We start from the raw sequence: 20,824 nt of genomic DNA, 5'->3' as shown, positions 1-20,824 counted from the left end.
CCGCCCTTCGCTCTGTGACCGCTCGCTTCTCGTCGGAAGCGACCGGTCGCACTGACACTCCGTGTCCACCTCGACACCCGCAGCACCCGGAGGTCCCGTCGTGACGCCGTGGGTAGCCCCGTTCCCGCTCCGGGGCGGGCGTAACCCCTGGGGAGGCGCAGACGATTGAGGTGAGCTGGACGGGGGATGCCGCCGAACCGGCGCACCGGGAGCGCGACACGGCCCTGCGCGGCCCTCACCGGACCCGGCGGTATCCAGCTCCCGGGCGTTGTCCACAGGCCCGCCGGAGTGTCGGTCCTCGCCAGTAGGGTGTGAGACATGGCCGACCCCTCCAGCTACCGCCCCAAGCCGGGAGAGATCCCCGACTCGCCGGGGGTCTACCGGTTCCGTGACGAGCACCGCCGGGTGATCTACGTCGGAAAGGCGAAGAGCCTGCGCCAGCGCCTGGCGAACTACTTCCAGGACCTGGCAGGCCTCCATCCGCGCACCCGCACGATGGTCACCACGGCCGCGTCCGTGGAGTGGACGGTGGTGTCCACGGAGGTCGAGGCGCTCCAGCTGGAGTACTCCTGGATCAAGGAGTACGACCCCCGGTTCAACGTCAAGTACCGCGACGACAAGAGCTACCCGTACCTCGCGGTGACGATGAACGAGGAGTTCCCGCGCGTCCAGGTGATGCGCGGTCACAAGAAGAAGGGCGTCAGGTACTTCGGGCCGTACGCGCACGCGTGGGCCATCCGCGACACGGTCGACCTGCTACTGCGCGTCTTCCCCGTGCGCACCTGCTCGGCGGGCGTCTTCAAGAACGCCGCCCGCACCGGCCGCCCCTGCCTCCTCGGCTACATCGGCAAGTGCTCCGCGCCCTGCGTGGACCGCGTCTCCGCCGAGGAGCACCGCGAACTCGCCGAGGAGTTCTGCGACTTCATGGCCGGCCGCACGGGCACGTACATCCGCCGTCTGGAGAAGCAGATGACTCAGGCGGCCGAGGAGATGGAGTACGAGCGGGCCGCCCGGCTGCGTGACGACATCGAGGCCCTGAAGAAGGCCATGGAGAAGAACGCGGTCGTGCTCGCGGACGCGACCGACGCCGACCTCATCGCGGTCGCCGAGGACGAGCTGGAGGCGGCCGTCCAGATCTTCCACGTGCGCGGCGGACGCGTGCGCGGCCAGCGCGGCTGGGTCACCGACAAGGTCGAGGAGATCACCACCGGCGCCCTCGTCGAGCACGCCCTGCAGCAGCTCTACGGCGAGGAGACCGGCGACGCCGTCCCCAGGGAGGTCCTCGTCCCGGCCCTGCCCGACCCCGTGGAGCCGGTCCAGGAGTGGCTCACCGAGCGCCGCGGCTCGGGCGTCTCGCTGCGCATCCCGCAGCGCGGCGACAAGAAGGCCCTCATGGAGACCGTGCAGCGCAACGCCCAGCAGGCGCTCGTACTGCACAAGACCAAGCGCGCCTCCGACCTGACCACGCGCTCGCGTGCCCTGGAGGAGATCGCCGAGGCCCTCGACCTGGACAGCGCCCCGCTGAGGATCGAGTGCTACGACATCTCGCACCTGCAGGGGCAGGACGTCGTGGCCTCCATGGTCGTCTTCGAGGACGGCCTGGCCCGCAAGAGCGAGTACCGCCGATTCCAGATCAAGGGTCGTGCCGGAGACACGCAGCTCTGGCACGGCGAAGGCCAGGACGACGTCCGCTCCATGCACGAGGTGATCACCCGCCGCTTCCGGCGCTACCTCGCCGAGAAGGAGAAGACCGGGGAGTGGACCGACGGCGAGGACGGCCCCGGAGGAAACGGCCTCACCGAGGACGACGGCCGCCCCAAGCGGTTCGCCTACCCGCCGCAACTCGTCGTCGTCGACGGCGGCGCCCCGCAGGTCGCGGCCGCACAACGCGCCCTGGACGAGCTCGGCATCGACGACATCGCCGTGTGCGGCCTGGCCAAGCGCCTGGAGGAGGTCTGGCTGCCCGGCGACGACGACCCGGTGGTCCTGCCCCGTACCAGCGAGGGCCTGTACCTGCTGCAACGCGTCCGTGACGAGGCCCACCGCTTCGCGATCACCTACCAGCGCTCCAAGCGCGCCAAGCGCTTCCGCTCCAGCCCCCTGGACGACGTCCCCGGTCTGGGCGAGACCCGCAAGCAGGCGCTGCTCAAGCACTTCGGTTCGGTGAAGAAGCTGCGAGCCGCGACCATCGACCAGATCTGCGAGGTGCCGGGCATAGGCCGCAAGACGGCCGAAACCATCGCCGCGGCCCTCGCCCAGGCGGCCCCGGCCGCGCCCGCCGTGAACACGGCGACCGGAGAGATCATGGAAGACGTGGAAGACGGGGAACCCGGGACGACGGCGGGTACCCCGGGGGAGCCCGTGCCCGCGGGCGCCCCGGACGAACGACGGGGGCAGGAGACATGACCGAGCACGACACACCGCCCACAGCACAGCCGGCACAGGCACACGTGCCGACCGGCGACAACGCCGCCCAGCAGGGCGCGGAGCGCGACGCACGCCACGACAACGGAGCACAGGTGAGTACGGGCAAGGAAACAGCCGGGGTCCCCGAAGCGGCCATCCCCGAGCTGGTGATCATCTCCGGCATGTCCGGAGCCGGGCGGTCCACGGCCGCCAAGTGTCTGGAGGACCTGGGCTGGTTCGTCGTCGACAACCTGCCGCCCGCGTTGATCCCCACCATGGTGGAGCTCGGCGCGCGCTCCCAGGGCAACGTGGCCCGGATCGCGGTCGTCGTCGACGTCCGCGGCCGCCGCTTCTTCGACAACCTCCGCGAGTCCCTCGCCGACCTCGACACGCGGGGCGTCACCCGGCGGATCGTCTTCCTGGAGTCCTCCGACGAGGCCCTGGTGCGCCGCTTCGAGTCGGTGCGCCGCCCGCACCCCCTCCAGGGCGACGGCCGCATCGTCGACGGCATCGCCGCCGAGCGCGAGCTGCTGCGCGAGCTGCGCGGGGACGCCGACCTGGTGATCGACACCTCCAGCCTCAACGTGCACGAGCTGCGCGCCAAGATGGACGCCCAGTTCGCCGGCGAGGAGGAGCCCGAGCTGCGGGCCACCGTGATGTCCTTCGGCTACAAGTACGGCCTGCCGGTCGACGCCGACCTCGTCGTCGACTGCCGCTTCCTGCCCAACCCGCACTGGGTCCCGGAGCTGCGCCCGTTCACCGGCCTCAACGAGGAGGTCTCCGGGTACGTGTTCAACCAGCCCGGCGCGAAGGAGTTCCTGGACCGGTACACCGAACTTCTCCAGCTCGTTGCCGCGGGCTACCGCCGGGAGGGCAAGCGCTATGTGACGATCGCCGTCGGCTGTACGGGCGGCAAGCACCGCTCGGTCGCCATGTCGGAGAAGCTCGCCGCCCGGCTCGCCGCCGAGGGCGTGGAGACGGTGGTCGTCCACCGGGACATGGGACGCGAATGACGGGACGTACTCCGCGGCTGAGCCGGCTGCGCCGGGTGGTGCAGGAGGGAAACCCCGGAGGAAGGGGCGGCCGGCTCGCCGAGGCCCGGGGCGGTAAACCGCGCCGCCGGGGCACCCAGCCCAAGGTCGTCGCCCTCGGCGGCGGCATGGGCCTGTCGGCCTCGCTCGCCGCGCTGCGCCGGATCACCGGCGACCTCACCGCCGTCGTCACCGTGGCCGACGACGGCGGCTCCAGCGGGCGCCTGCGCGACGAGCTGGGCGTGCTGCCGCCCGGCGACCTGCGCAAGGCGCTGGCCGCGCTGTGCGGCGACGACGACTGGGGCCAGACCTGGGCCCGCGTCATCCAGCACCGCTTCCAGTCCAAGGGCGAGATGCACGGCCACGCGGTCGGCAACCTGCTGATCGTCGCCCTGTGGGAGCAACTCGGCGACCACGTCCAGGCCCTCGACCTGGTCGGCCGGCTGCTGGGCGCGCACGGACGCGTCCTGCCCATGTCGGCCGTCCCCCTGGAGCTCCAGGCCCTGGTCAAGGGCCACGACCCCAGCAGGCCGGACGACATCGACACGGTCCGCGGCCAGGCGACCGTCGCCCTCACCCCCGGCGAGGTGCAGTCCGTGCACCTCGTACCGCACGACCCGCCCGCCGTGCCCGAGGCGGTCGAGGCGGTCCTCGACGCGGACTGGGTGGTGCTCGGCCCCGGCTCCTGGTTCTCCTCCGTCATCCCGCACCTGCTCGTGCCCGAACTCCTGGACGCGCTCACCGAGACGAAGGCGCGCCGGGTACTGTCCCTGAACCTCGCCCCGCAGCCCGGAGAAACCGAGGGCTTCTCCCCGCAGCGTCATGTGGAGGTTTTGGGACGACACGCCCCTAAACTCGCCCTGGACGTGGTGCTGGCCGACGAGGCCGCCGTGCCCGACCGCGATTCGCTCACCGAGGCCGCCAAGCGGCTCGGCGCCGCGGTCGAGCTGGCGCCCGTGGCCCGGACCGACGGGACCCCGAGGCACGACCCGGAGCTGTTGGCCGCCGCGTACGACCGTATTTTTCGGATGCATGGAAGGATCGGCCCATGGCGATGACGGCAGCGGTGAAGGACGAGATCTCCCGGCTCCCCGTCACCCGGACCTGCTGCAGAAAGGCGGAGGTCTCCGCCATCCTGCGGTTCGCCGGCGGCCTCCACCTGGTGAGCGGGCGCATCGTGATCGAGGCGGAGCTGGACACCGCGATGGCGGCCCGCCGGCTCAAGCGGGACGTCCTGGAGATCTTCGGCCACAGCTCCGAACTGATCGTGATGGCCCCGGGCGGCCTGCGCCGCGGCTCGCGCTACGTCGTACGGGTCGTCGCGGGCGGTGACCAGCTGGCCCGCCAGACCGGCCTGGTCGACGGCCGGGGCCGCCCGATCCGCGGCCTGCCCCCGCAGGTGGTCTCCGGCGCCACCTGCGACGCCGAGGCCGCCTGGCGCGGCGCCTTCCTGGCGCACGGCTCGCTCACCGAGCCCGGCCGCTCCTCCTCCCTGGAGGTGACCTGCCCGGGCCCCGAGGCCGCGCTCGCCCTGGTCGGCGCGGCCCGCCGCCTGTCGATCGCCGCCAAGGCCCGCGAGGTGCGCGGCGTGGACCGGGTCGTCGTCCGGGACGGTGACGCGATCGGCGCCCTGCTCACCCGGCTCGGCGCCCACGAGTCGGTGCTGGCCTGGGAGGAGCGCCGGATGCGCCGCGAGGTCCGCGCCACGGCGAACCGGCTCGCCAACTTCGACGACGCCAACCTGCGCCGCTCCGCCCGCGCGGCCGTCGCCGCCGGCGCCCGGGTCCAGCGCGCCCTGGAGATCCTCGGCGACGACGTTCCCGAGCACCTCGCCGCCGCCGGCCGGCTGCGCATGGAGCACAAGCAGGCCTCCCTGGAGGAGCTGGGCGCGCTCGCCGACCCGCCCCTGACCAAGGACGCCGTCGCGGGCCGTATCCGCCGCCTGCTGGCCATGGCCGACAAGCGCGCCGCCGACCTCGGCATCCCGGGCACGGAAGCGAACCTGAGCGAGGAACTGGCCGACAACCTCGCAGGCTGACATAACGAAGCATCAATACGCCGGTGCCGACGCCCGCTTGGGTGATCGGCACCGGCGTTTCCGTGTCGTGACGCACCCTTGACTCGATCATGAACTGTCATGAGCCTGGCACCTGTTCGCCGCTGTGGCGAACCCACGCAAGGGGGGTTCATGAGACGAAGAGCGAGATCGATCCTCGCTGTCGGCGCGCTCCTGCTCGGCGGAGCGAGCCTCGCACCCGTCGCCCAGGCACAACCGGACGACTCCCGTGGATCCGACGCGGACGAGGTCAAGGTCTTCCGCGCGGACGTCACCAAGAAGCAGGTACCCCTGCTGCTGGCCGCCGGCCAGGACAGTCACGAACTCGGCGAGCAGGTGCCCGACAAGGGCAAGGGCACCGTCGAGGTCTACCTCACCGACCAGCAGGCGAAGAAGCTGGAGAAGCAGGGCGTCGACCTCACCGAGCACACCCTCTCCGCCAAGGCCGAGGACCGCGTCCAGAACGCCGCCGAGGGGGTGTTCCGCCCGTACAGCGGAAAGGGCGGCCTGAAGGAGGAGATCCTCCGCACCGCCCAGCAGAACCCCGGCCTCACCAAGGTCGTCTCCATCGGCAAGACCATCAAGGGCCAGGACATCCTCGCCCTGAAGCTCACCAAGGGCGCGAAGAAGTCCAAGGACGGCTCCAAGCCCTCCGTGCTGTACCTGTCGGCCCAGCACGCGCGTGAATGGATCACGCCGGAGATGACCCGCCGGCTGATGCACCACTACCTGGACAACTACAAGACGGACAAACGCATCAAGAAGATCGTCGACTCCACCGAGCTGTGGTTCGTCCTGACGGCCAACCCGGACGGCTACGACTACACCTTCGAAAGCGACGACACCCGCCTGTGGCGCAAGAACCTGCGGGACGTCAACGGCGACGGCGTCATCTCGACCGGCGACGGCGTCGACCTCAACCGCAACTTCCCCTACAAGTGGGGCTACGACGACGAGGGTTCGTCCCCCAACCCCACCAGCCAGACCTACCGCGGCGCGGGCCCGGCCTCCGAGCCCGAGACCCGGGCCATGGACGCCTTCCAGAGGCGGATCGGCTTCACGTACGGCATCAACTACCACTCCGCCGCCGAACTCATCCTCTACGGGGTCGGCTGGCAGGTGGCCACCCCGAGCCCCGACGACGTCCTGTACGAGGCCCTCGCCGGCACGCCCGAGAACCCCGCGGTCCCGGGCTACCACCCACAGCTGTCCTCCGAGCTGTACACCACCAACGGCGAGACGGACGGTCACGCGTCCAACGTCAATGGCACGGCGATGTTCACGCCGGAGATGTCCACCTGCCAGACGGTCTCGGAGGCCGACCCGAACGACGAGTGGCGGGCGTCCGACTGCCGGTCGATCTTCACCTTCCCGGACGACGAGAAGCTGATCCAGCAGGAGTTCGCCAAGAACGTCCCGTTCGCGCTCTCCGTCGCCGAGACCGCCTCCCACCCCGACCGGCCGTCCTCGGCGGTCGGCCTGGGCGCCGCCGACTTCACCCCGGCCGCGTTCCCGACGTCGTACTCGCGCGGCGCCGACCAGGAGGTCTCCGTCGTCGCACGGAAGTCCGTGCGCGACAAGGAACTGAAGTACCGGGTCAACGGCGGCCGTGTCGAGGACATGGCGCTCAAGCCCTGGAAGGGCGGCGAGACCTTCGGCGGTGAGGACAATCTCTACTTCGACGAGTACCGCGCCAAGGTCGCCGACGGCGACCCGGGCGACAAGGTCGAGGTGTGGTTCACCGGCGAGACGAAGAGCGGAAAGCCGGTCTCCAGCGAGCGCTTCACCTACACCGTGGCCGAGCGGCCCCGCGCGGACGTCCTCGTCGTCGCCGAGGAGGGCTTGGCCGCCACGCAGGCGCAGAAGTACGTCGACGCGCTCAAGGCCAACGGCCGCAGGGCGATCGTCTGGGACGTCGCCACGCAGGGCGCGCCCGACGCGCTCGGTGTGCTGAGCCACTTCGGCACCGTCGTCCACTACACGGGCGCGAGCGTCCCGGGCATCGCGACGCAGCTCCAGCTGCGGGCCTTCCTCAACGAGGGCGGCAAGCTGATCGAGGCGGGCGAGCAGGCCGGCGGCAGCGTCGACCTCGGCGGCGGCACCCTGTCGAACGACTTCAGCCAGTACTACCTGGGCGCCTACACCCGTACGTCGACGCCCGGAGCCTCCGGCTTCACCGGCTCCGGCAAGCTCGGCGGCGTCACCGGCACACTCGGCGACGCGCCCGGCAACCCGCTGGACAAGGCGGGCACGTACGGAGTCACCTCGGACGAGCTGCCCGCCGCACAGTTCCCGCAGTTCGCCAGCGCGGGCGCGGGTCGGTTCGCCGGGACGGTCAACCCGTACGGGCCCTACGCGGGCGCCTCCATGGCCGCCGCCGTCCACACCGACGACGCCTACAAGCGCCTCACCCGCACCATCGACCTCACCGGGGTGAGCGCGGCCGACAAGCCCACGCTGCGCACCCAGCTGCTGTGGGACACCGAGCCCGGCTACGACCACGTCCTGGTGGAGGCCCACACCGCCGGCGCCGACGACTGGACCACGCTCCCCGAGGCGGGCGGCGCCACGCGCACCACCGTGCCGACGGAGTGCGAGGGCGGGTTCTACGTCGGTGAGCACCCCTGGCTGAAGCACTACCTGACCGTGTCCGACGGTGGCTGCGCCGCGACCGGCACCACCGGTTCCTGGAACAGCCTCACCGGCGCCTCCAGCGGCTGGCAGCAGGTGAACTTCGACCTGAGCGCCTACGCCGGAAAGACGGTGGAGGTGTCGGTCAGCTATGTCACCGACCCGGGCACCGGCGGCCACGGCGTCCTCGCCGACGAGGCCTCGCTCGTCATCGGCGGCGCGGCGAAGGAGACCGAGGGCTTCGAGACCTCCCTCGGCCCCTGGAAGGTGGCCGGACCGCCCGCGGGCAGCCCGGCCGTCCTGAAGGACTGGGCACGCACCGGAGCGCTGTTCCAGACCTACGGAGCGGTCACCACGGACGACACCGTGCTGCTGGGCTTCGGCCTGGAGCACCTGCCCGCGGCGGCCGACCGGAAGGCGCTCATGGCCAAGGCACTCACGGCCCTGGACGAGTGAATCGCCGGTCAACGGGCACTGACTCGCGGTAGCCAGATCGAGTGATCCGGCGCCCGTCGGCCCCTCCGGCTCGGGCGGTCCGTACCCCTACTGGCGGGTACGGACCGCCCTGCCGTGTATGGGCCATCTCGATGTCACCACCGACGCCTCGGGGAGGTAGGGTCGGGGGTGGTCGGGGACATCCCATACAGCTCGCCGGCATCCTGAGCCGGCGTACCAACGAGGAGATCGGTTCGTGACGATCCGCGTAGGCATCAACGGCTTTGGCCGCATCGGTCGTAACTACTTCCGCGCGCTGCTGGAGCAGGGTGCAGACATCGAGATCGTGGCTGTCAACGACCTGGGTGACACCGCGACCACCGCTCACCTGCTGAAGTACGACACCATCCTCGGCCGCCTCAAGCAGGAGGTCTCGCACACCGAGGACACCATCACCGTCGACGGCAAGACCATCAAGGTCCTGTCCGAGCGCAACCCCGCCGACATCCCGTGGGGCGAGCTGGGCGTCGACATCGTCATCGAGTCGACCGGCATCTTCACCAAGAAGGAAGACGCCGAGAAGCACATCACCGGCGGCGCGAAGAAGGTCATCATCTCCGCCCCGGCGAAGAACGAAGACGTCACCATCGTGATGGGCGTCAACCACGACACGTACGACGCCGCGAACCACCACGTCATCTCCAACGCCTCCTGCACCACCAACTGTGTGGCGCCCATGGCGAAGGTCCTCGACGAGAACTTCGGCATCGTCAAGGGCCTGATGACGACGGTGCACGCGTACACGAACGACCAGCGCATCCTGGACTTCCCGCACAAGGACCTGCGCCGCGCCCGTGCCGCCGCCGAGAACATCATCCCGACCACCACCGGCGCCGCGAAGGCCACCTCCCTGGTCCTTCCGCAGCTCAAGGGCAAGCTGGACGGCATGGCCATGCGCGTCCCGGTCCCGACCGGCTCGGTCACCGACCTCGTCGTCGAGCTGTCCCGCGAGGTCACCAAGGAAGAGATCAACGCCGCCTTCCAGAAGGCGGCCGAGGGCGAGCTCAAGGGCATCCTCGAGTACACCGAGGACCCGATCGTCTCCTCCGACATCGTCAACGCCCCGGCGTCCTGCACGTTCGACTCCTCCCTGACCATGGTCCAGGAGGGCAAGAACGTGAAGGTCATCGGCTGGTACGACAACGAGTGGGGCTACTCCAACCGCCTCGTCGACCTGACAGTCTTCGTCGGCAACCAGCTCTGATCGACTGAAGCAGGCACCTCGATGTGAGAGCAGGGCTCGGGCAGCGCGCGGTCGCGCGGTCCGAGCCCTGACTCACGTACAGATCAGACCTGTTCGATCACGAGCGAATACGAGCGATCACGAGCTCTCTCTCCAGGAGTCCCCATGAAGACGATCGACGAACTCCTCTCCGAAGGCGTCGCGGGCAAGCGCGTCTTCGTCCGCGCCGACCTGAACGTGCCACTGGACGGCACCACCATCACCGACGACGGCCGCATCCGCGCCGTCCTGCCCACCGTCAAGGCGCTGGCCGACGCGGGCGCCCGCGTGGTCGTCGCCTCGCACCTGGGCCGCCCCAAGGGCGCCCCGGACCCGGCGTTCTCCCTCGCACCCGCCGCCTCGCGCCTCGGTGAACTCCTCGGCTCGGACGTGGCGTTCGCGACCGACACGGTCGGCGAGTCCGCCACCTCCACGGTCGCGGGCCTGACCGACGGCCAGGTCGCCGTCATCGAGAACCTGCGCTTCAACCCCGGCGAGACGAGCAAGGACGACGCCGAGCGCGGCGCCTTCGCCGACCAGCTCGCCGCCCTCGCCGACGTGTACGTGGGTGACGGCTTCGGCGCGGTGCACCGCAAGCACGCCTCCGTGTACGACCTCCCGGCCCGGCTGCCGCACGCCGCCGGCTACCTCATCGCCAAGGAGGTCGCCGTCCTGAAGAAGCTGACGGAGGACGTCCAGCGGCCGTACGTCGTCGCCCTCGGCGGCGCCAAGGTCTCCGACAAGCTCGCCGTCATCGACCAGCTGCTCGGCAAGGCCGACCGGCTCCTCATCGGCGGCGGCATGGCGTACACCTTCCTCAAGGCCAAGGGCTACGAGGTCGGCAAGTCCCTGCTGCAGGAGGACCAGATCCCGGCCGTCCAGGAGTACATCGAGCGGGCCGAGAAGACCGGCGTCGAGCTCGTCCTGCCGGTCGACGCGCTGGTCGCCACCGACTTCCCGGACCTGAAGACCAAGGCCCCCGCGAACCCCACCACCGTCGCCGCGGACGCCATCCCCGCCGACCAGGAGGGCCTGGACATCGGCCCCGAGACCCGCAAGCTGTACGCCTCGAAGCTCGCCGACGCCGCCACCGTCTTCTGGAACGGCCCCATGGGCGTCTTCGAGCACCCCGACTACGCCGAGGGCACCAAGGCGGTCGCCCAGGCCCTCCTCGACTCCCCGGGCTTCACCGTGGTCGGCGGCGGCGACTCCGCCGCGGCCGTGCGCACCCTGGGCTTCGACGAGAACGCATTCGGCCACATCTCGACCGGTGGCGGCGCCTCCCTCGAATACCTCGAGGGCAAGACGCTCCCCGGCCTCGCCGCACTGGAGGACTGACCTTTTATGAGCACGCGCACGCCACTGATGGCGGGCAACTGGAAGATGAACCTCAACCACCTCGAGGCCATCGCCCACGTCCAGAAGCTCGCCTTCGCCCTGGCCGACAAGGACCACGAGGCCGTCGAGGTCGCCGTCCTGCCGCCCTTCACCGACCTGCGCTCCGTGCAGACCCTGGTCGACGGCGACAAGCTCCGCATCAAGTACGGCGCCCAGGACATCTCGGCGCACGACTCCGGGGCCTACACCGGCGAGATCTCCGGTCCGATGCTGGCCAAGCTGAAGTGCACGTACGTGGTGATCGGCCACTCCGAGCGCCGCCAGTACCACAACGAGACCGACGAGATCGTGAACGCCAAGGTCAAGGCCGCCTTCAAGCACGGCCTGACCCCGATCCTGTGCGTCGGCGAGGAGCTGGACGTCCGCGAGGCCGGCAACGCCGTCCCGCACACCCTCGCCCAGGTCGAGGGCGGCCTGAAGGACATCCCGGCCGAGCAGGCCGAGACGATCGTGATCGCCTACGAGCCCGTGTGGGCCATCGGCACCGGCAAGGTCTGCGGCGCCGAGGACGCCCAGGAGGTCTGCGCCGCCATCCGCGGCAAGATCGCCGAGCTGTACTCCCAGGAGGTGGCCGACAAGGTCCGCGTCCAGTACGGCGGCTCGGTCAAGTCCGGCAACGTCGCCGAGATCATGGCGCAGCCCGACATCGACGGCGCCCTGGTCGGCGGTGCCTCGCTGGACGCCGACGAGTTCGTCAAGATCGTGCGCTTCCGCGACCAGTGAGTATGCGGTAGCGGCGATCCGTCGTACCCTTGCGGGGTCCAGCAGTGTGCTGGGCCCCGCGTCGTCCGTCAGAATCCGAGGAAGTTGGTCCAGCCGTGGTTATGGGGTTCTCGATCGCCCTGATCGTCTTCAGCCTGCTGCTGATGCTGCTGGTGCTGATGCACAAGGGGAAGGGCGGCGGCCTCTCCGACATGTTCGGTGGCGGCATGCAGTCGTCCGTCGGCGGCTCCTCGGTCGCCGAGCGCAACCTGGACCGGATCACCGTGGTGGTCGCTCTGCTGTGGGTGGCGTGCATCGTCGTACTCGGCATCCTGATGAAGGCGAACAGCTGAGCGGCACGCACATTCCCCACGCTTTCCGCACGTAAGGCCCCATGTTCGGTACGCGCAGCTGAGCGCGGCCTATCATGGGGCTTGCGTCTGGGTGTGGGGGTTGTAACTCCAATCACTGGACGCGCGTTGGGCCTTACGTAGACTGAGGCGCTCGCAGCGAAGCGGAAACGCCGACTCGCTTCGCGGCACCATCACGCAGGGAGTTACGACCGTGGCAAGTGGCAACGCGATCCGAGGTAGCCGGGTCGGGGCGGGGCCGATGGGCGAGGCCGAGCGCGGCGAGTCCGCGCCGCGGCTGCGCGTCTCCTTCTGGTGCTCCAACGGGCACGAGACACAGCCGAGCTTCGCCAGCGACGCGCAGGTGCCCGAAACCTGGGACTGCCCCCGCTGCGGCTTTCCGGCCGGACAGGACCGCGACAACCCGCCGGACCCGCCGCGCACCGAGCCCTACAAGACGCACCTGGCGTATGTGCGGGAGCGGCGCAGCGACGCGGACGGCGAGGCGATCCTCGCCGAGGCGCTCGCCAAACTGCGGGGCGAAATCTAGGAGTTGAGACCGGCCGGGCACCGAGAGGCGCCTGGCCGGAGCTGTTTCTCCGCCGTGCCGCTTCCACCTGCCGGCTCCCGCCGCAGGCCGCTCGCGGACCGATTGTCAGTGGTGCCCTCTACGGTTTGTGCATCGGGCGAACCGTGAGGGGGAGTTGTGGCGACGGCCGAGACGACGGATGTACGTGTGCCCGCGTGGCGCGGCGGCTTCGGGCGCCTGTGGAGCGCCGCCGTGCTGTCCAGCTTCGGTGACGCGCTGCGTACGGCCGCCCTGCCGCTGCTCGCCGTGACGCTGACCGACGAGCCGCTGCTCATCGCCTCCGTCGCCGCCTGCGGCTATCTGCCCTGGCTCGTCTTCGGCCTGCTCGGCGGGGCCGTCGCCGACCGGGTGGACCAGCGGCGCGCCATGTGGACGGTGGACGCGCTACGAGGGCTGCTGGTCGCCGCCTTCGCGGTGCTCGTCGCGCTCGGTCACGCCTCGATCGCCCTGCTCATCGCGCTGGCCTTCCTCCTCACCACCCTGCAGACCCTCTTCGACAACGCCTCCACCGCCCTGTTGCCCGCCCTGGTGGACCGCGCTGCGCTCGGCAGCGCCAACGCTCGCCTCATGACCGGCCAGCGCGTCGCGGGCGGTCTGCTGGGCGGGCCTGTCGTGCCGCTGCTGCTGACGGCCGGGGCCGCCGCGCCCTTCGCGGCCGGCGCCGTCACCTTCCTGCTGGCCGCCGCGCTGGTCGCCTCCCTGCGCACCCGCCCGCCCGAGCGGAGACCGAGACCGGCGGGCAGCACCCTGCGCCGGGAGATCGCCGAAGGACTGCGGACCCTGGCCCGGGACCGGGCACTGCGCGGGCTGTGCGCCGCCACGGCCCTGTGCAACATCGGCTTGGGCGCCCTCATCGCCACGCTGGTGGTCCTGGTGACCGGCCGGCTGAACGCCGGCAACACGGGGTACGCGGCGGCCCTGACCGCGTACACCGTCGGCAGCCTGCTCGGAGGAGTGGCCAACCGCCGTCTCGTCGCCCGTGTGGGGCAGGTGCGGGCGGTGCTCGCCGCCGGGGTCGTGCAGGTCGGCGCGCTCGTCGTCATGGGCGCGGTGCGCAGCCTGGGCGCGCTGGTGGCGGCCATGGCGGTCTTCGGGTTCATGGGCATGGTGTGGAACGTCAGCACGACGACGCTGCTGCAGCAGCGCAGCCCCGCCGGGATGCTGGGCCGGGTCAGCTCCGCCTACCGGACCCTCTCGGTCGCCGGGGCGCCGCTCGGCGCGTTGCTCGGCGGCGCCGTCGCCACCGCCTGGGGAGCCAACACCCCGGCGCTGCTCGCGGCCGCCTTCTTCACGCTGTCCGTCGCCGCGCTGATACCCGCGCGCCGGCCGGACGTACCTGTTGTTGCGCCGGAGGACGGCGCCACGACAGCTCACGTCCACCGCTGATCAATTAGGTTGGGACCGGCAGCGGGGCAGGTACGCAGCAGCACAGGCAGGCAAGGAAGAAGGCTGAAGTCCGAGATGAACGCAGACGGCCGTACGAGGCTCAACCAGAGGCCCGAGTGGACCGCTCTGGCCAAGCACCGCGAGGAGCTCGGCGAGGTGCACATGCGCGAGCTGTTCGCCGCCGACCCCGGCCGCGGCACCGCGTACACGCTCCGCGTCGGTGACCTGTACGTCGACTACTCCAAGCACCTCGTCACCGACGACACCCTGCGGCTGCTGCGCGAGCTGGCCGCCGCCACCGACGTGTTCGGGCTGCGCGACGCCATGTTCCGCGGCGAGAAGATCAACACGACCGAGAACCGCGCCGTGCTGCACACCGCCCTGCGGGCGCCGCGGGACGCGGTGATCCAGGTCGACGGCGAGAACGTCGTCCCGGGCGTGCACGCCGTCCTCGACAAGATGGCCGACTTCGCGAACCGGGTGCGCTCCGGCGCGTGGACCGGCCACACCGGCGAGCGGATCCGGAACATCGTCAACGTCGGCATCGGCGGCTCCGACCTGGGCCCCGCGATGGCGTACGAGGTGCTGCGCGCCTACACCGACCGCTCGCTGACGTTCCGCTTCGTGTCGAACGTGGACGGCGCCGACCTGCACGAGGCCATCCGCGACCTGGACCCGGCCGAGACGCTGTTCATCATCGCCTCCAAGACCTTCACCACCATCGAGACGGTCACCAACGCCACCTCCGCCCGTAAGTGGCTGCTGGACGCGCTCGGTGACGAGTCCGCCGTCGCCAAGCACTTCGTCGCCCTGTCGACGAACGCCGAGAAGGTCGCCGAGTTCGGCATCGACACGGCCAACATGTTCGAGTTCTGGGACTGGGTCGGCGGACGGTACTCCTACGACTCGGCGATCGGCCTGTCCCTGATGATCGCCATCGGGCCGGACCGCTTCCGGGAGATGCTCGACGGGTTCCGGCTCGTCGACGAGCACTTCCGGACCGCGCCCGCCGAGTCCAACGTGCCGTTGCTGCTGGGCCTGTTGGGCATCTGGTACGGCAACTTCCACGGCGCCGAGTCGCACGCGGTGCTGCCCTACAGCCACTACCTGTCCAAGTTCACCGCGTACCTGCAGCAGCTGGACATGGAGTCCAACGGCAAGTACGTCGGCCGGGACGGACGCGAGGTGGAGTGGCAGACCGGGCCGGTCGTGTGGGGCACGCCCGGCACCAACGGGCAGCACGCCTACTACCAGCTCATCCACCAGGGCACCAAGCTCATCCCGGCCGACTTCATCGGCTTCGCCGAGCCGGTCGCCGAGCTGGGCGACGAGCTCAAGGCGCAGCACGACCTGCTGATGGCCAACTTCTTCGCCCAGACCCAGGCGCTGGCGTTCGGCAAGACGCCGGAGGAGGTGCGGGCCGAGGGGGTGCCGGAGGAGCTGGTGCCGCACAAGACGTTCAAGGGCAACCACCCGACGACCACGATCCTCGCGCGCGAGCTGACGCCGTCCGTGCTCGGCCAGCTCGTCGCGCTCTACGAGCACAAGGTGTTCGTGCAGGGCGCCGTCTGGAACATCGACTCCTTCGACCAGTGGGGCGTCGAGCTCGGCAAGGTCCTCGCCAAGCGTATCGAGCCCGCACTGACCGAAGGTGCCGAGGTCCCGGGCCTGGACGCCTCCACCAAGGCCCTGGTCGCCACGTACCGGGAGCTGCGCGGCCGGCAGTGAGCGGGACGCGGCAGCGGGCGGTGCGCGGCCGCCCGCTGCCGTAGACTCCCGGGCGATCAGTGAGACGATCACTCGGGGGAGTACAAGGTGACCAGTCCACAGCGGAGTTGGACCGGCGGCACACTGACCGCCCGGTCCTTCCTGAAACCCCATCGCGTGGCGCGGGCGGTGTTCCATCCGACGTGGATACCGGGCTCGCTCGATCCGACGGTGGACGCGCTCAAGCGGGCACGGGTCATCGCCGGGGCGGTCGCGGCGCTCGGTGTCTACACCTACGTCCAGGGCGGTTTCGCCTTCACGGAGATGCTGGACAACGCGGCGACCGCCTGCGCCGTGCTGCTGTTCCTCACACCGGCCACGCTGGGCGTGATGCTCTACGCCTGGCGGCGCTCCGGCGGCGGCACCGTCCGGCAGCTGCGGGAGCCGCTCGTCAACGCGCTCAAGCTGCTTGTGCTGTTCGTCGGCTCGGCCCTCGCGACGGTGCTGACCTTCCACCTGTCGTACCGGCTCGACAGCCTGACCAGGATGCCGATCATGCTGGCCGGGATGTGGATGGCCTTCTTCGTGTGCGCGGGCGCCTTCTACATCTCGGGGAACTTCTTCGGCACGGCCGCCGTGCACCGCTGCCTCCCGCCGCTGCTCGCCGCGGTCACGAGCTGGCTGATGGCCGTCTTCGACCTGGTCACCGGCGACCTGCACGGCCTCAGCCTCATGATGGGCATCGTCTTCATCCTGGCCGCCCCGGTGACCGTCACGGGGATCGCGCTGCTGGAGACGCGGCGGCTCAGACGCCGGTACGGCATCCGGCTGGCAGCCCACCCGGCGACCCTGCCGCGCGTTCCGGGTCCGCCTCCGCCGACGCCGCCGATGCCTCCGGCGGGATCGCCCCACGTGCCGCCGCGGGGGAACCCGTACGGAAACCCGTACCCACCGCCCCAGGGGCATCCGTACGGCAATCCGTACGCGCCACCTCACGGCAACCCGTACGGCCACCCGTACGGCCACCCGTACGGGCCGGGACCCGACAGCCGCTGAGCCGCGAAGCCGGTGCCGTCATGCCGTCGGTCAGGCGACCGCGCTCAGGGTGTCCGCGAGCCGGCGTCGTGCCGCCCGGGCCGCCGGTACGGCGGCGAGGGCGGCGGCTCCGAGGACGGCCCCTGTCCCGAGCAGCAGCAGAAGTGCAGGGGAGGGCCCCTGGGCGATCCCGGCGCCGATGCCGCTCGACCGGCCCTGGGCGTCGATCAGCCAGTGCGCGAGCGGCAGCCCCAGGGCGGTGGCGGCGAGCACCGCCGCCAGTGCCGTACAGCCGGTGGCGGTGACCGTGATGGCGGTGATCTGCCGGGGGGACAGGCCGATCGCCTTCAGCGCCAGCAGGTCGCGTTCGCCCTCGCGGACGGTGCCGCCGATCGCGGTCAGCAGCTCGATGAGCCCGATGAGGGCGAGGACGGCGATCAGGCCGAGGACCACGCCTCGCAGCGGGGAGAGCCCGTCGGCCGGGTTCGTCACGGTGTGCACGTCGAGGTGGCCGCGTCCGGCCTCCGCCAGCCGGTCGGCGACCGTGTGCGGGTCGGCGCCGGAGTCCAGGCGGAGCTGGTAGAGGGTCGGGCGGAGGCCGGGGTCGTTCTCGCGGAGGGTGTCGAGGGAGGTGGACACGACCCGGCCCGCGTTCTCCGGCTCGATGCTGCGGCCCACGATGTGCAGGATCTGCGGCTGGTCGCCGACGGTCATCCGCACCCAGTCGCCGACCCGCACGTCCAGCAGGTCGAGCAGCCCCTGCCCGGCCACCGCCTCGTCGGGCCCGCGCGCCGGGCGGCCCTCGGCCAGGGTGTACGGGTAGGGGTCCTCGCGGGTGCCGAGGCCGCGCAGGGCGATGGTCGCCGTCTGGCCCGGTACCAGGGCCGCCACCTCGACGCCCGGGTAGGCGGCGGCGACCTGCGGATCACGTTCCAGCAGCGTGCGGGCGTCCCGGTCGCTCAGAGGCGCGTCGGCGCGGACGGTGAGCGCGGCGGGCAGCCCGACCCGCTCCGGGCTGCTGTGGAAACGGTCGATGGTGGTCCACGCGCTCATCGCGACCACGATCAGCAGCAGCGGCAGCGCGAGACGGGCGAACGTGCCCAGGGACCGGGGCCGACGGGTGAACGCCTTGTGCCAGCCCAGGACCAGCGCGGGCGGCACCCGTACCCCCAGGGCCCGCCGGGCCACGCCCGACAGCCGGCCGCCCAGCGGCGCCGCGGGCCGGGGCACCGGCACCGGCGGCACCCGCCCCGCCCGCCAGGCCGCCAGCCCGGTCGTGGCACCGATGAACAGCACCGCACCCACCGGCACCGCGAACAGCGCCACCGTGTGCCCGGGCAGCCCCTGCCACACCCCGACCGCGTCCCCGAGACGCCCGGGGACCCGGCTGCCCAGCGCCTCGGTGAGCGCGGCGGCGGACACGGCGCCCAGCAGGGCGTAGGCCAGGTGCTGGAGCAGGAAGACGCGGACGACCTGGCCGGGCGTGAAGCCGATGGCCTTCAGTACGGAGATGTCCCGCAGGTGGCCGCGGATGCGGGTGCCGATCGCGCCGTGCACGGCGAGCCCGGCGGCGATCAGCGCGCCGAGGCCGAACAGCCCCAGGACCTGGCCGAGCAGCCGGTTGTCGCCCTGCGCCTCGGCACGCGCCTGCTTCCAGGTGGACACCTCGCCGATCGCCCCGGCGCCCAGCACGGTCACGGCACGCTGGACGGCGTAGTCGGTGTCGTCGGGGTCGGTCAGCCGCAGCCCGATCACCTGCCCGCCGGGGTCGGCCACGGCGGACGGCAGCGCCCACACCAGCCCGGGCTGCTCGCCGGGCCGGTAGCGCGGCTCGGCACTGTCGGCGATGCCCACGACGGTCAGTTTCCGTGCCGTGCCCGGCACGGTGAGCGGGTCGCCGGGTTGGGCCAGCAGCGCCCGGGCGAGACGGCTCTCCAGGACCACGCCGTCCGGGGTCGCCGGGTCCAGCCAGTGCCCGGAGGTGAGCAGCGGACGGCCCACGGACGGCGGCTCGGAGGGGGTGCCGCGCAGCTCGACGGAGGCGCGGCTGCCGCGCGAGGCGACGGTGACGGAGGTGGTCGGGTACGGACCGGCGACGGACTCGACGCCGTCCAGCGCGGCCAGCCTGCCGGTGTCGGCCGTGGCGGCGGTGTGCAGCCAGACGTGGGCGCCGCGCGCCTGGGTGAAGACCCGTTGCCAGGGGTTGGTGGCGTACCCGAAGAGGGCCGTGGCCAGCAGCAGCGACACGACGATGCCCGCGGTGGCGAGGACCAGGAACAGCGCCTCACCGCGGTGCGTGCGCAGATCGGAGTGCGCCCAGCGCAGGGTGGCTCGCACGGGCGTCAGCCCCTCGGCCCGCACGCGGCGCGAGGCCCGCACGCGGCGCGAGGCCCGAACGTGGCGCAGGGCCTCGACACGGCGCGAGGCCCGCACGTGGCGCAGGGCCTGGACACGGCGCGAGGCCCGCACGTGGCGCAAGGCCTGGACACGGCGCGAGGCCCGAACACGGCGCATTGGTCGTACACCCGCATGTCAGTCCCTGAGCTCCAGCACGCCGGATATCCCGGAGCGGCGCGGGGGCGGCGTGCCGTCCAGTTCCGCGTCGTCGGCGATCCGCCCGTCGAAGAAGCTGATCACCCGGTCCGCGGCGCTCGCCAGCCGGGCGTCGTGCGTGACCAGCACGATCGTCTGGCCGCGCTGGTGGAAGCGGGACAGCAGCCGCATCACCTCGCGGGTGCCCTTGCTGTCCAGGCTGCCCGCGGGCTCGTCGGCCAGCAGCAGCGGCGGGTGGTTGACCAGGGCCCGGGCGAGGGCGACCCGCTGCTGCTCACCGCCGGACAGCTCGCCCGGCAGGCTGCGCTCCTTGCCCTGCAGCCCCAGCTCGGCCAGCAGCTGCTCCCGCTCGGCCCGCGCCCGCTTCGGCGGCACCCCGGCCAGCAGGGCGGGCAGCTCGACGTTGTCGGCGACGGACAGGTTCGACACCAGGTTGAAGAACTGGAAGACGATCCCGATGCGCTTGCGGCGCTCCACGGCCCAGCGCGCCTCGCTGTAGGCGTCCGCGCACTCGCCGTCCAGCCAGATGCTGCCGGCGTCCGGCCGCTGCAGCCCGCCCAGCAGGTGCAGCAGCGTCGACTTGCCGGCACCGGACGGGCCGGTGATCGCCACGAACTCGCCCCGCCGCACGGACAGGTCGACCCCGCGCACGGCATGGGCGGGCGCGCCCTCGCCGTGGTGCGTCTTGACCAGGCCCTCGGCGCGCAGCACAGGAGCGGGACTGTCGCTCGTCCCAGAGCTCACTCCAACTCCTCCAGCTCTTCCTGGCACCGCTCCAGCCAGTCGAGGTCGGCCTGCAGATGCAGCATCGCGCCCTCGATCAGCAGGTGGGCGATGCGGTTGTCCCGGTCTTCGGCGGTGGCCAGTTTCGACAGCTGCCGCATGGTGTTCAGATACTGGCGCCGCTGCTTGTTGATGAGGGCGATCTGGTCGGCGAGGCCGGTCTGCGGGGCCAGGGCCAGCTTCATGAAGAACTCGTCCCGTACCCGCGGCTCGTCCTCGGGCTCCTCGAACCAGGCGCGCAGCGCCTCACGCCCGGCGTCGGTGAGGTGGTAGACCTTCTTGTTGGGCCGGCTGGACTGCTCGACGTCCTCGCCCTCGATCAGTCCCTGCTTCTCGAGGCGGCCGAGGGTCACGTAGATCTGGCCGACGTTCGGCTGAGGGTACGCGGAGCCCAGCAGTTGCTCAAGGTCCTGCTTGAGCTCGTAGCCGTGGGCCGGGCCGCGGGCGAGGAGTGCCAGGAGGGGCAGGCGCACGCGTCCA

Annotated in this window: 16 protein-coding genes; 13 read left to right on the top strand and 3 right to left on the bottom strand. The window is 71.4% G+C overall.

Annotation, left to right across the window (positions count from 1 at the left end; all coding sequences use genetic code 11):
* The first annotated feature begins 318 nt into the window (after nt 1-318).
* From uvrC to ACYVMZ_RS00220, 13 genes are all read left to right on the top strand, one after another.
* Entirely contained in the window at nt 319-2,406 is a 2,088-nt protein-coding gene (uvrC, locus tag ACYVMZ_RS00280; protein ID WP_461074233.1) for an excinuclease ABC subunit UvrC, read from the top strand.
* Complete coding sequence (rapZ, locus tag ACYVMZ_RS00275) at nt 2,403-3,419, top strand: RNase adapter RapZ (RefSeq protein ID WP_461074232.1); 1,017 nt, start codon at nt 2,403-2,405, stop codon at nt 3,417-3,419. Before uvrC ends, rapZ begins: the two co-directional genes overlap by 4 nt.
* Nucleotides 3,416-4,495: a gluconeogenesis factor YvcK family protein gene (locus ACYVMZ_RS00270; RefSeq protein WP_461074231.1), complete on the top strand. Its 1,080-nt coding sequence runs from the start codon at nt 3,416-3,418 to the stop codon at nt 4,493-4,495. Before rapZ ends, ACYVMZ_RS00270 begins: the two co-directional genes overlap by 4 nt.
* Nucleotides 4,486-5,475 (top strand): DNA-binding protein WhiA, encoded by a 990-nt coding sequence (gene whiA / locus ACYVMZ_RS00265; RefSeq protein ID WP_461074230.1) that lies wholly within the window; start codon nt 4,486-4,488, stop codon nt 5,473-5,475. The genes ACYVMZ_RS00270 and whiA overlap by 10 nt, the downstream gene beginning before the upstream one ends.
* A gap of 150 nt (nt 5,476-5,625) precedes the next feature.
* Nucleotides 5,626-8,580 (top strand): M14 family metallopeptidase, encoded by a 2,955-nt coding sequence (locus ACYVMZ_RS00260; protein WP_461074229.1) that lies wholly within the window; start codon nt 5,626-5,628, stop codon nt 8,578-8,580.
* Nucleotides 8,581-8,815: 235 nt separating this feature from the next.
* Complete coding sequence (gene gap, locus ACYVMZ_RS00255; RefSeq protein ID WP_461074228.1) at nt 8,816-9,823, top strand: type I glyceraldehyde-3-phosphate dehydrogenase; 1,008 nt, start codon at nt 8,816-8,818, stop codon at nt 9,821-9,823.
* A gap of 144 nt (nt 9,824-9,967) precedes the next feature.
* A complete protein-coding gene (locus ACYVMZ_RS00250) occupies nt 9,968-11,179 on the top strand; it encodes a phosphoglycerate kinase (RefSeq protein WP_461074227.1) in 1,212 nt (403 codons plus the stop codon).
* Between the two features lie 6 nt (nt 11,180-11,185).
* Nucleotides 11,186-11,962 carry a triose-phosphate isomerase gene (tpiA, locus tag ACYVMZ_RS00245; protein WP_461074226.1) on the top strand — a complete coding sequence of 259 codons (777 nt, stop codon included), beginning with the start codon at nt 11,186-11,188 and terminating at the stop codon, nt 11,960-11,962.
* A gap of 101 nt (nt 11,963-12,063) precedes the next feature.
* Nucleotides 12,064-12,294, top strand: coding sequence for a preprotein translocase subunit SecG (gene secG, locus ACYVMZ_RS00240; protein ID WP_461076249.1), 231 nt, complete (start codon nt 12,064-12,066; stop codon nt 12,292-12,294).
* Between the two features lie 211 nt (nt 12,295-12,505).
* Nucleotides 12,506-12,841, top strand: coding sequence for an RNA polymerase-binding protein RbpA (locus ACYVMZ_RS00235; RefSeq protein ID WP_119105043.1), 336 nt, complete (start codon nt 12,506-12,508; stop codon nt 12,839-12,841).
* A gap of 156 nt (nt 12,842-12,997) precedes the next feature.
* Nucleotides 12,998-14,266 (top strand): MFS transporter, encoded by a 1,269-nt coding sequence (locus ACYVMZ_RS00230; protein ID WP_461074225.1) that lies wholly within the window; start codon nt 12,998-13,000, stop codon nt 14,264-14,266.
* A gap of 75 nt (nt 14,267-14,341) precedes the next feature.
* Nucleotides 14,342-15,994 (top strand): glucose-6-phosphate isomerase, encoded by a 1,653-nt coding sequence (pgi, locus tag ACYVMZ_RS00225; protein WP_461074224.1) that lies wholly within the window; start codon nt 14,342-14,344, stop codon nt 15,992-15,994.
* Nucleotides 15,995-16,081: 87 nt separating this feature from the next.
* Nucleotides 16,082-17,029 carry a hypothetical protein gene (locus ACYVMZ_RS00220; protein ID WP_461074223.1) on the top strand — a complete coding sequence of 316 codons (948 nt, stop codon included), beginning with the start codon at nt 16,082-16,084 and terminating at the stop codon, nt 17,027-17,029.
* 30 nt (nt 17,030-17,059) lie between these two features.
* On the opposite strand, the gene ACYVMZ_RS00215 is transcribed toward ACYVMZ_RS00220, so the two are convergent.
* From ACYVMZ_RS00215 to ACYVMZ_RS00205, 3 genes are all read right to left on the bottom strand, one after another.
* Complete coding sequence (locus ACYVMZ_RS00215; protein WP_461076247.1) at nt 17,060-19,345, bottom strand: ABC transporter permease; 2,286 nt, start codon at nt 19,343-19,345, stop codon at nt 17,060-17,062.
* 195 nt (nt 19,346-19,540) lie between these two features.
* The gene (locus ACYVMZ_RS00210) at nt 19,541-20,305 is read right to left on the bottom strand and encodes an ABC transporter ATP-binding protein (protein ID WP_461074222.1); all 765 of its coding nucleotides are present in this window, start codon (nt 20,303-20,305) and stop codon (nt 19,541-19,543) included.
* A complete protein-coding gene (locus ACYVMZ_RS00205; protein ID WP_461074221.1) occupies nt 20,302-20,817 on the bottom strand; it encodes a PadR family transcriptional regulator in 516 nt (171 codons plus the stop codon). Before ACYVMZ_RS00205 ends, ACYVMZ_RS00210 begins: the two co-directional genes overlap by 4 nt.
* Nucleotides 20,818-20,824: the final 7 nt, after the last annotated feature.

This window comes from Streptomyces deserti (genome assembly GCF_054782695.1).
This window is presented reverse-complemented; position numbering and strand designations above follow the sequence as displayed.

What these genes read in the sequence shown, in the direction of transcription:
- uvrC (WP_461074233.1), top strand. Translation starts at nt 319, where the DNA reads ATGGCCGACCCCTCCAGCTACCGCCCCAAGCCGGGAGAGATCCCCGAC.
- rapZ (WP_461074232.1), top strand. Translation starts at nt 2,403, where the DNA reads ATGACCGAGCACGACACACCGCCCACAGCACAGCCGGCACAGGCACAC.
- ACYVMZ_RS00270 (WP_461074231.1), top strand. Translation starts at nt 3,416, where the DNA reads ATGACGGGACGTACTCCGCGGCTGAGCCGGCTGCGCCGGGTGGTGCAG.
- whiA (WP_461074230.1), top strand. Translation starts at nt 4,486, where the DNA reads ATGGCGATGACGGCAGCGGTGAAGGACGAGATCTCCCGGCTCCCCGTC.
- ACYVMZ_RS00260 (WP_461074229.1), top strand. Translation starts at nt 5,626, where the DNA reads ATGAGACGAAGAGCGAGATCGATCCTCGCTGTCGGCGCGCTCCTGCTC.
- ACYVMZ_RS00250 (WP_461074227.1), top strand. Translation starts at nt 9,968, where the DNA reads ATGAAGACGATCGACGAACTCCTCTCCGAAGGCGTCGCGGGCAAGCGC.
- tpiA (WP_461074226.1), top strand. Translation starts at nt 11,186, where the DNA reads ATGAGCACGCGCACGCCACTGATGGCGGGCAACTGGAAGATGAACCTC.
- secG (WP_461076249.1), top strand. Translation starts at nt 12,064, where the DNA reads ATGGGGTTCTCGATCGCCCTGATCGTCTTCAGCCTGCTGCTGATGCTG.
- pgi (WP_461074224.1), top strand. Translation starts at nt 14,342, where the DNA reads ATGAACGCAGACGGCCGTACGAGGCTCAACCAGAGGCCCGAGTGGACC.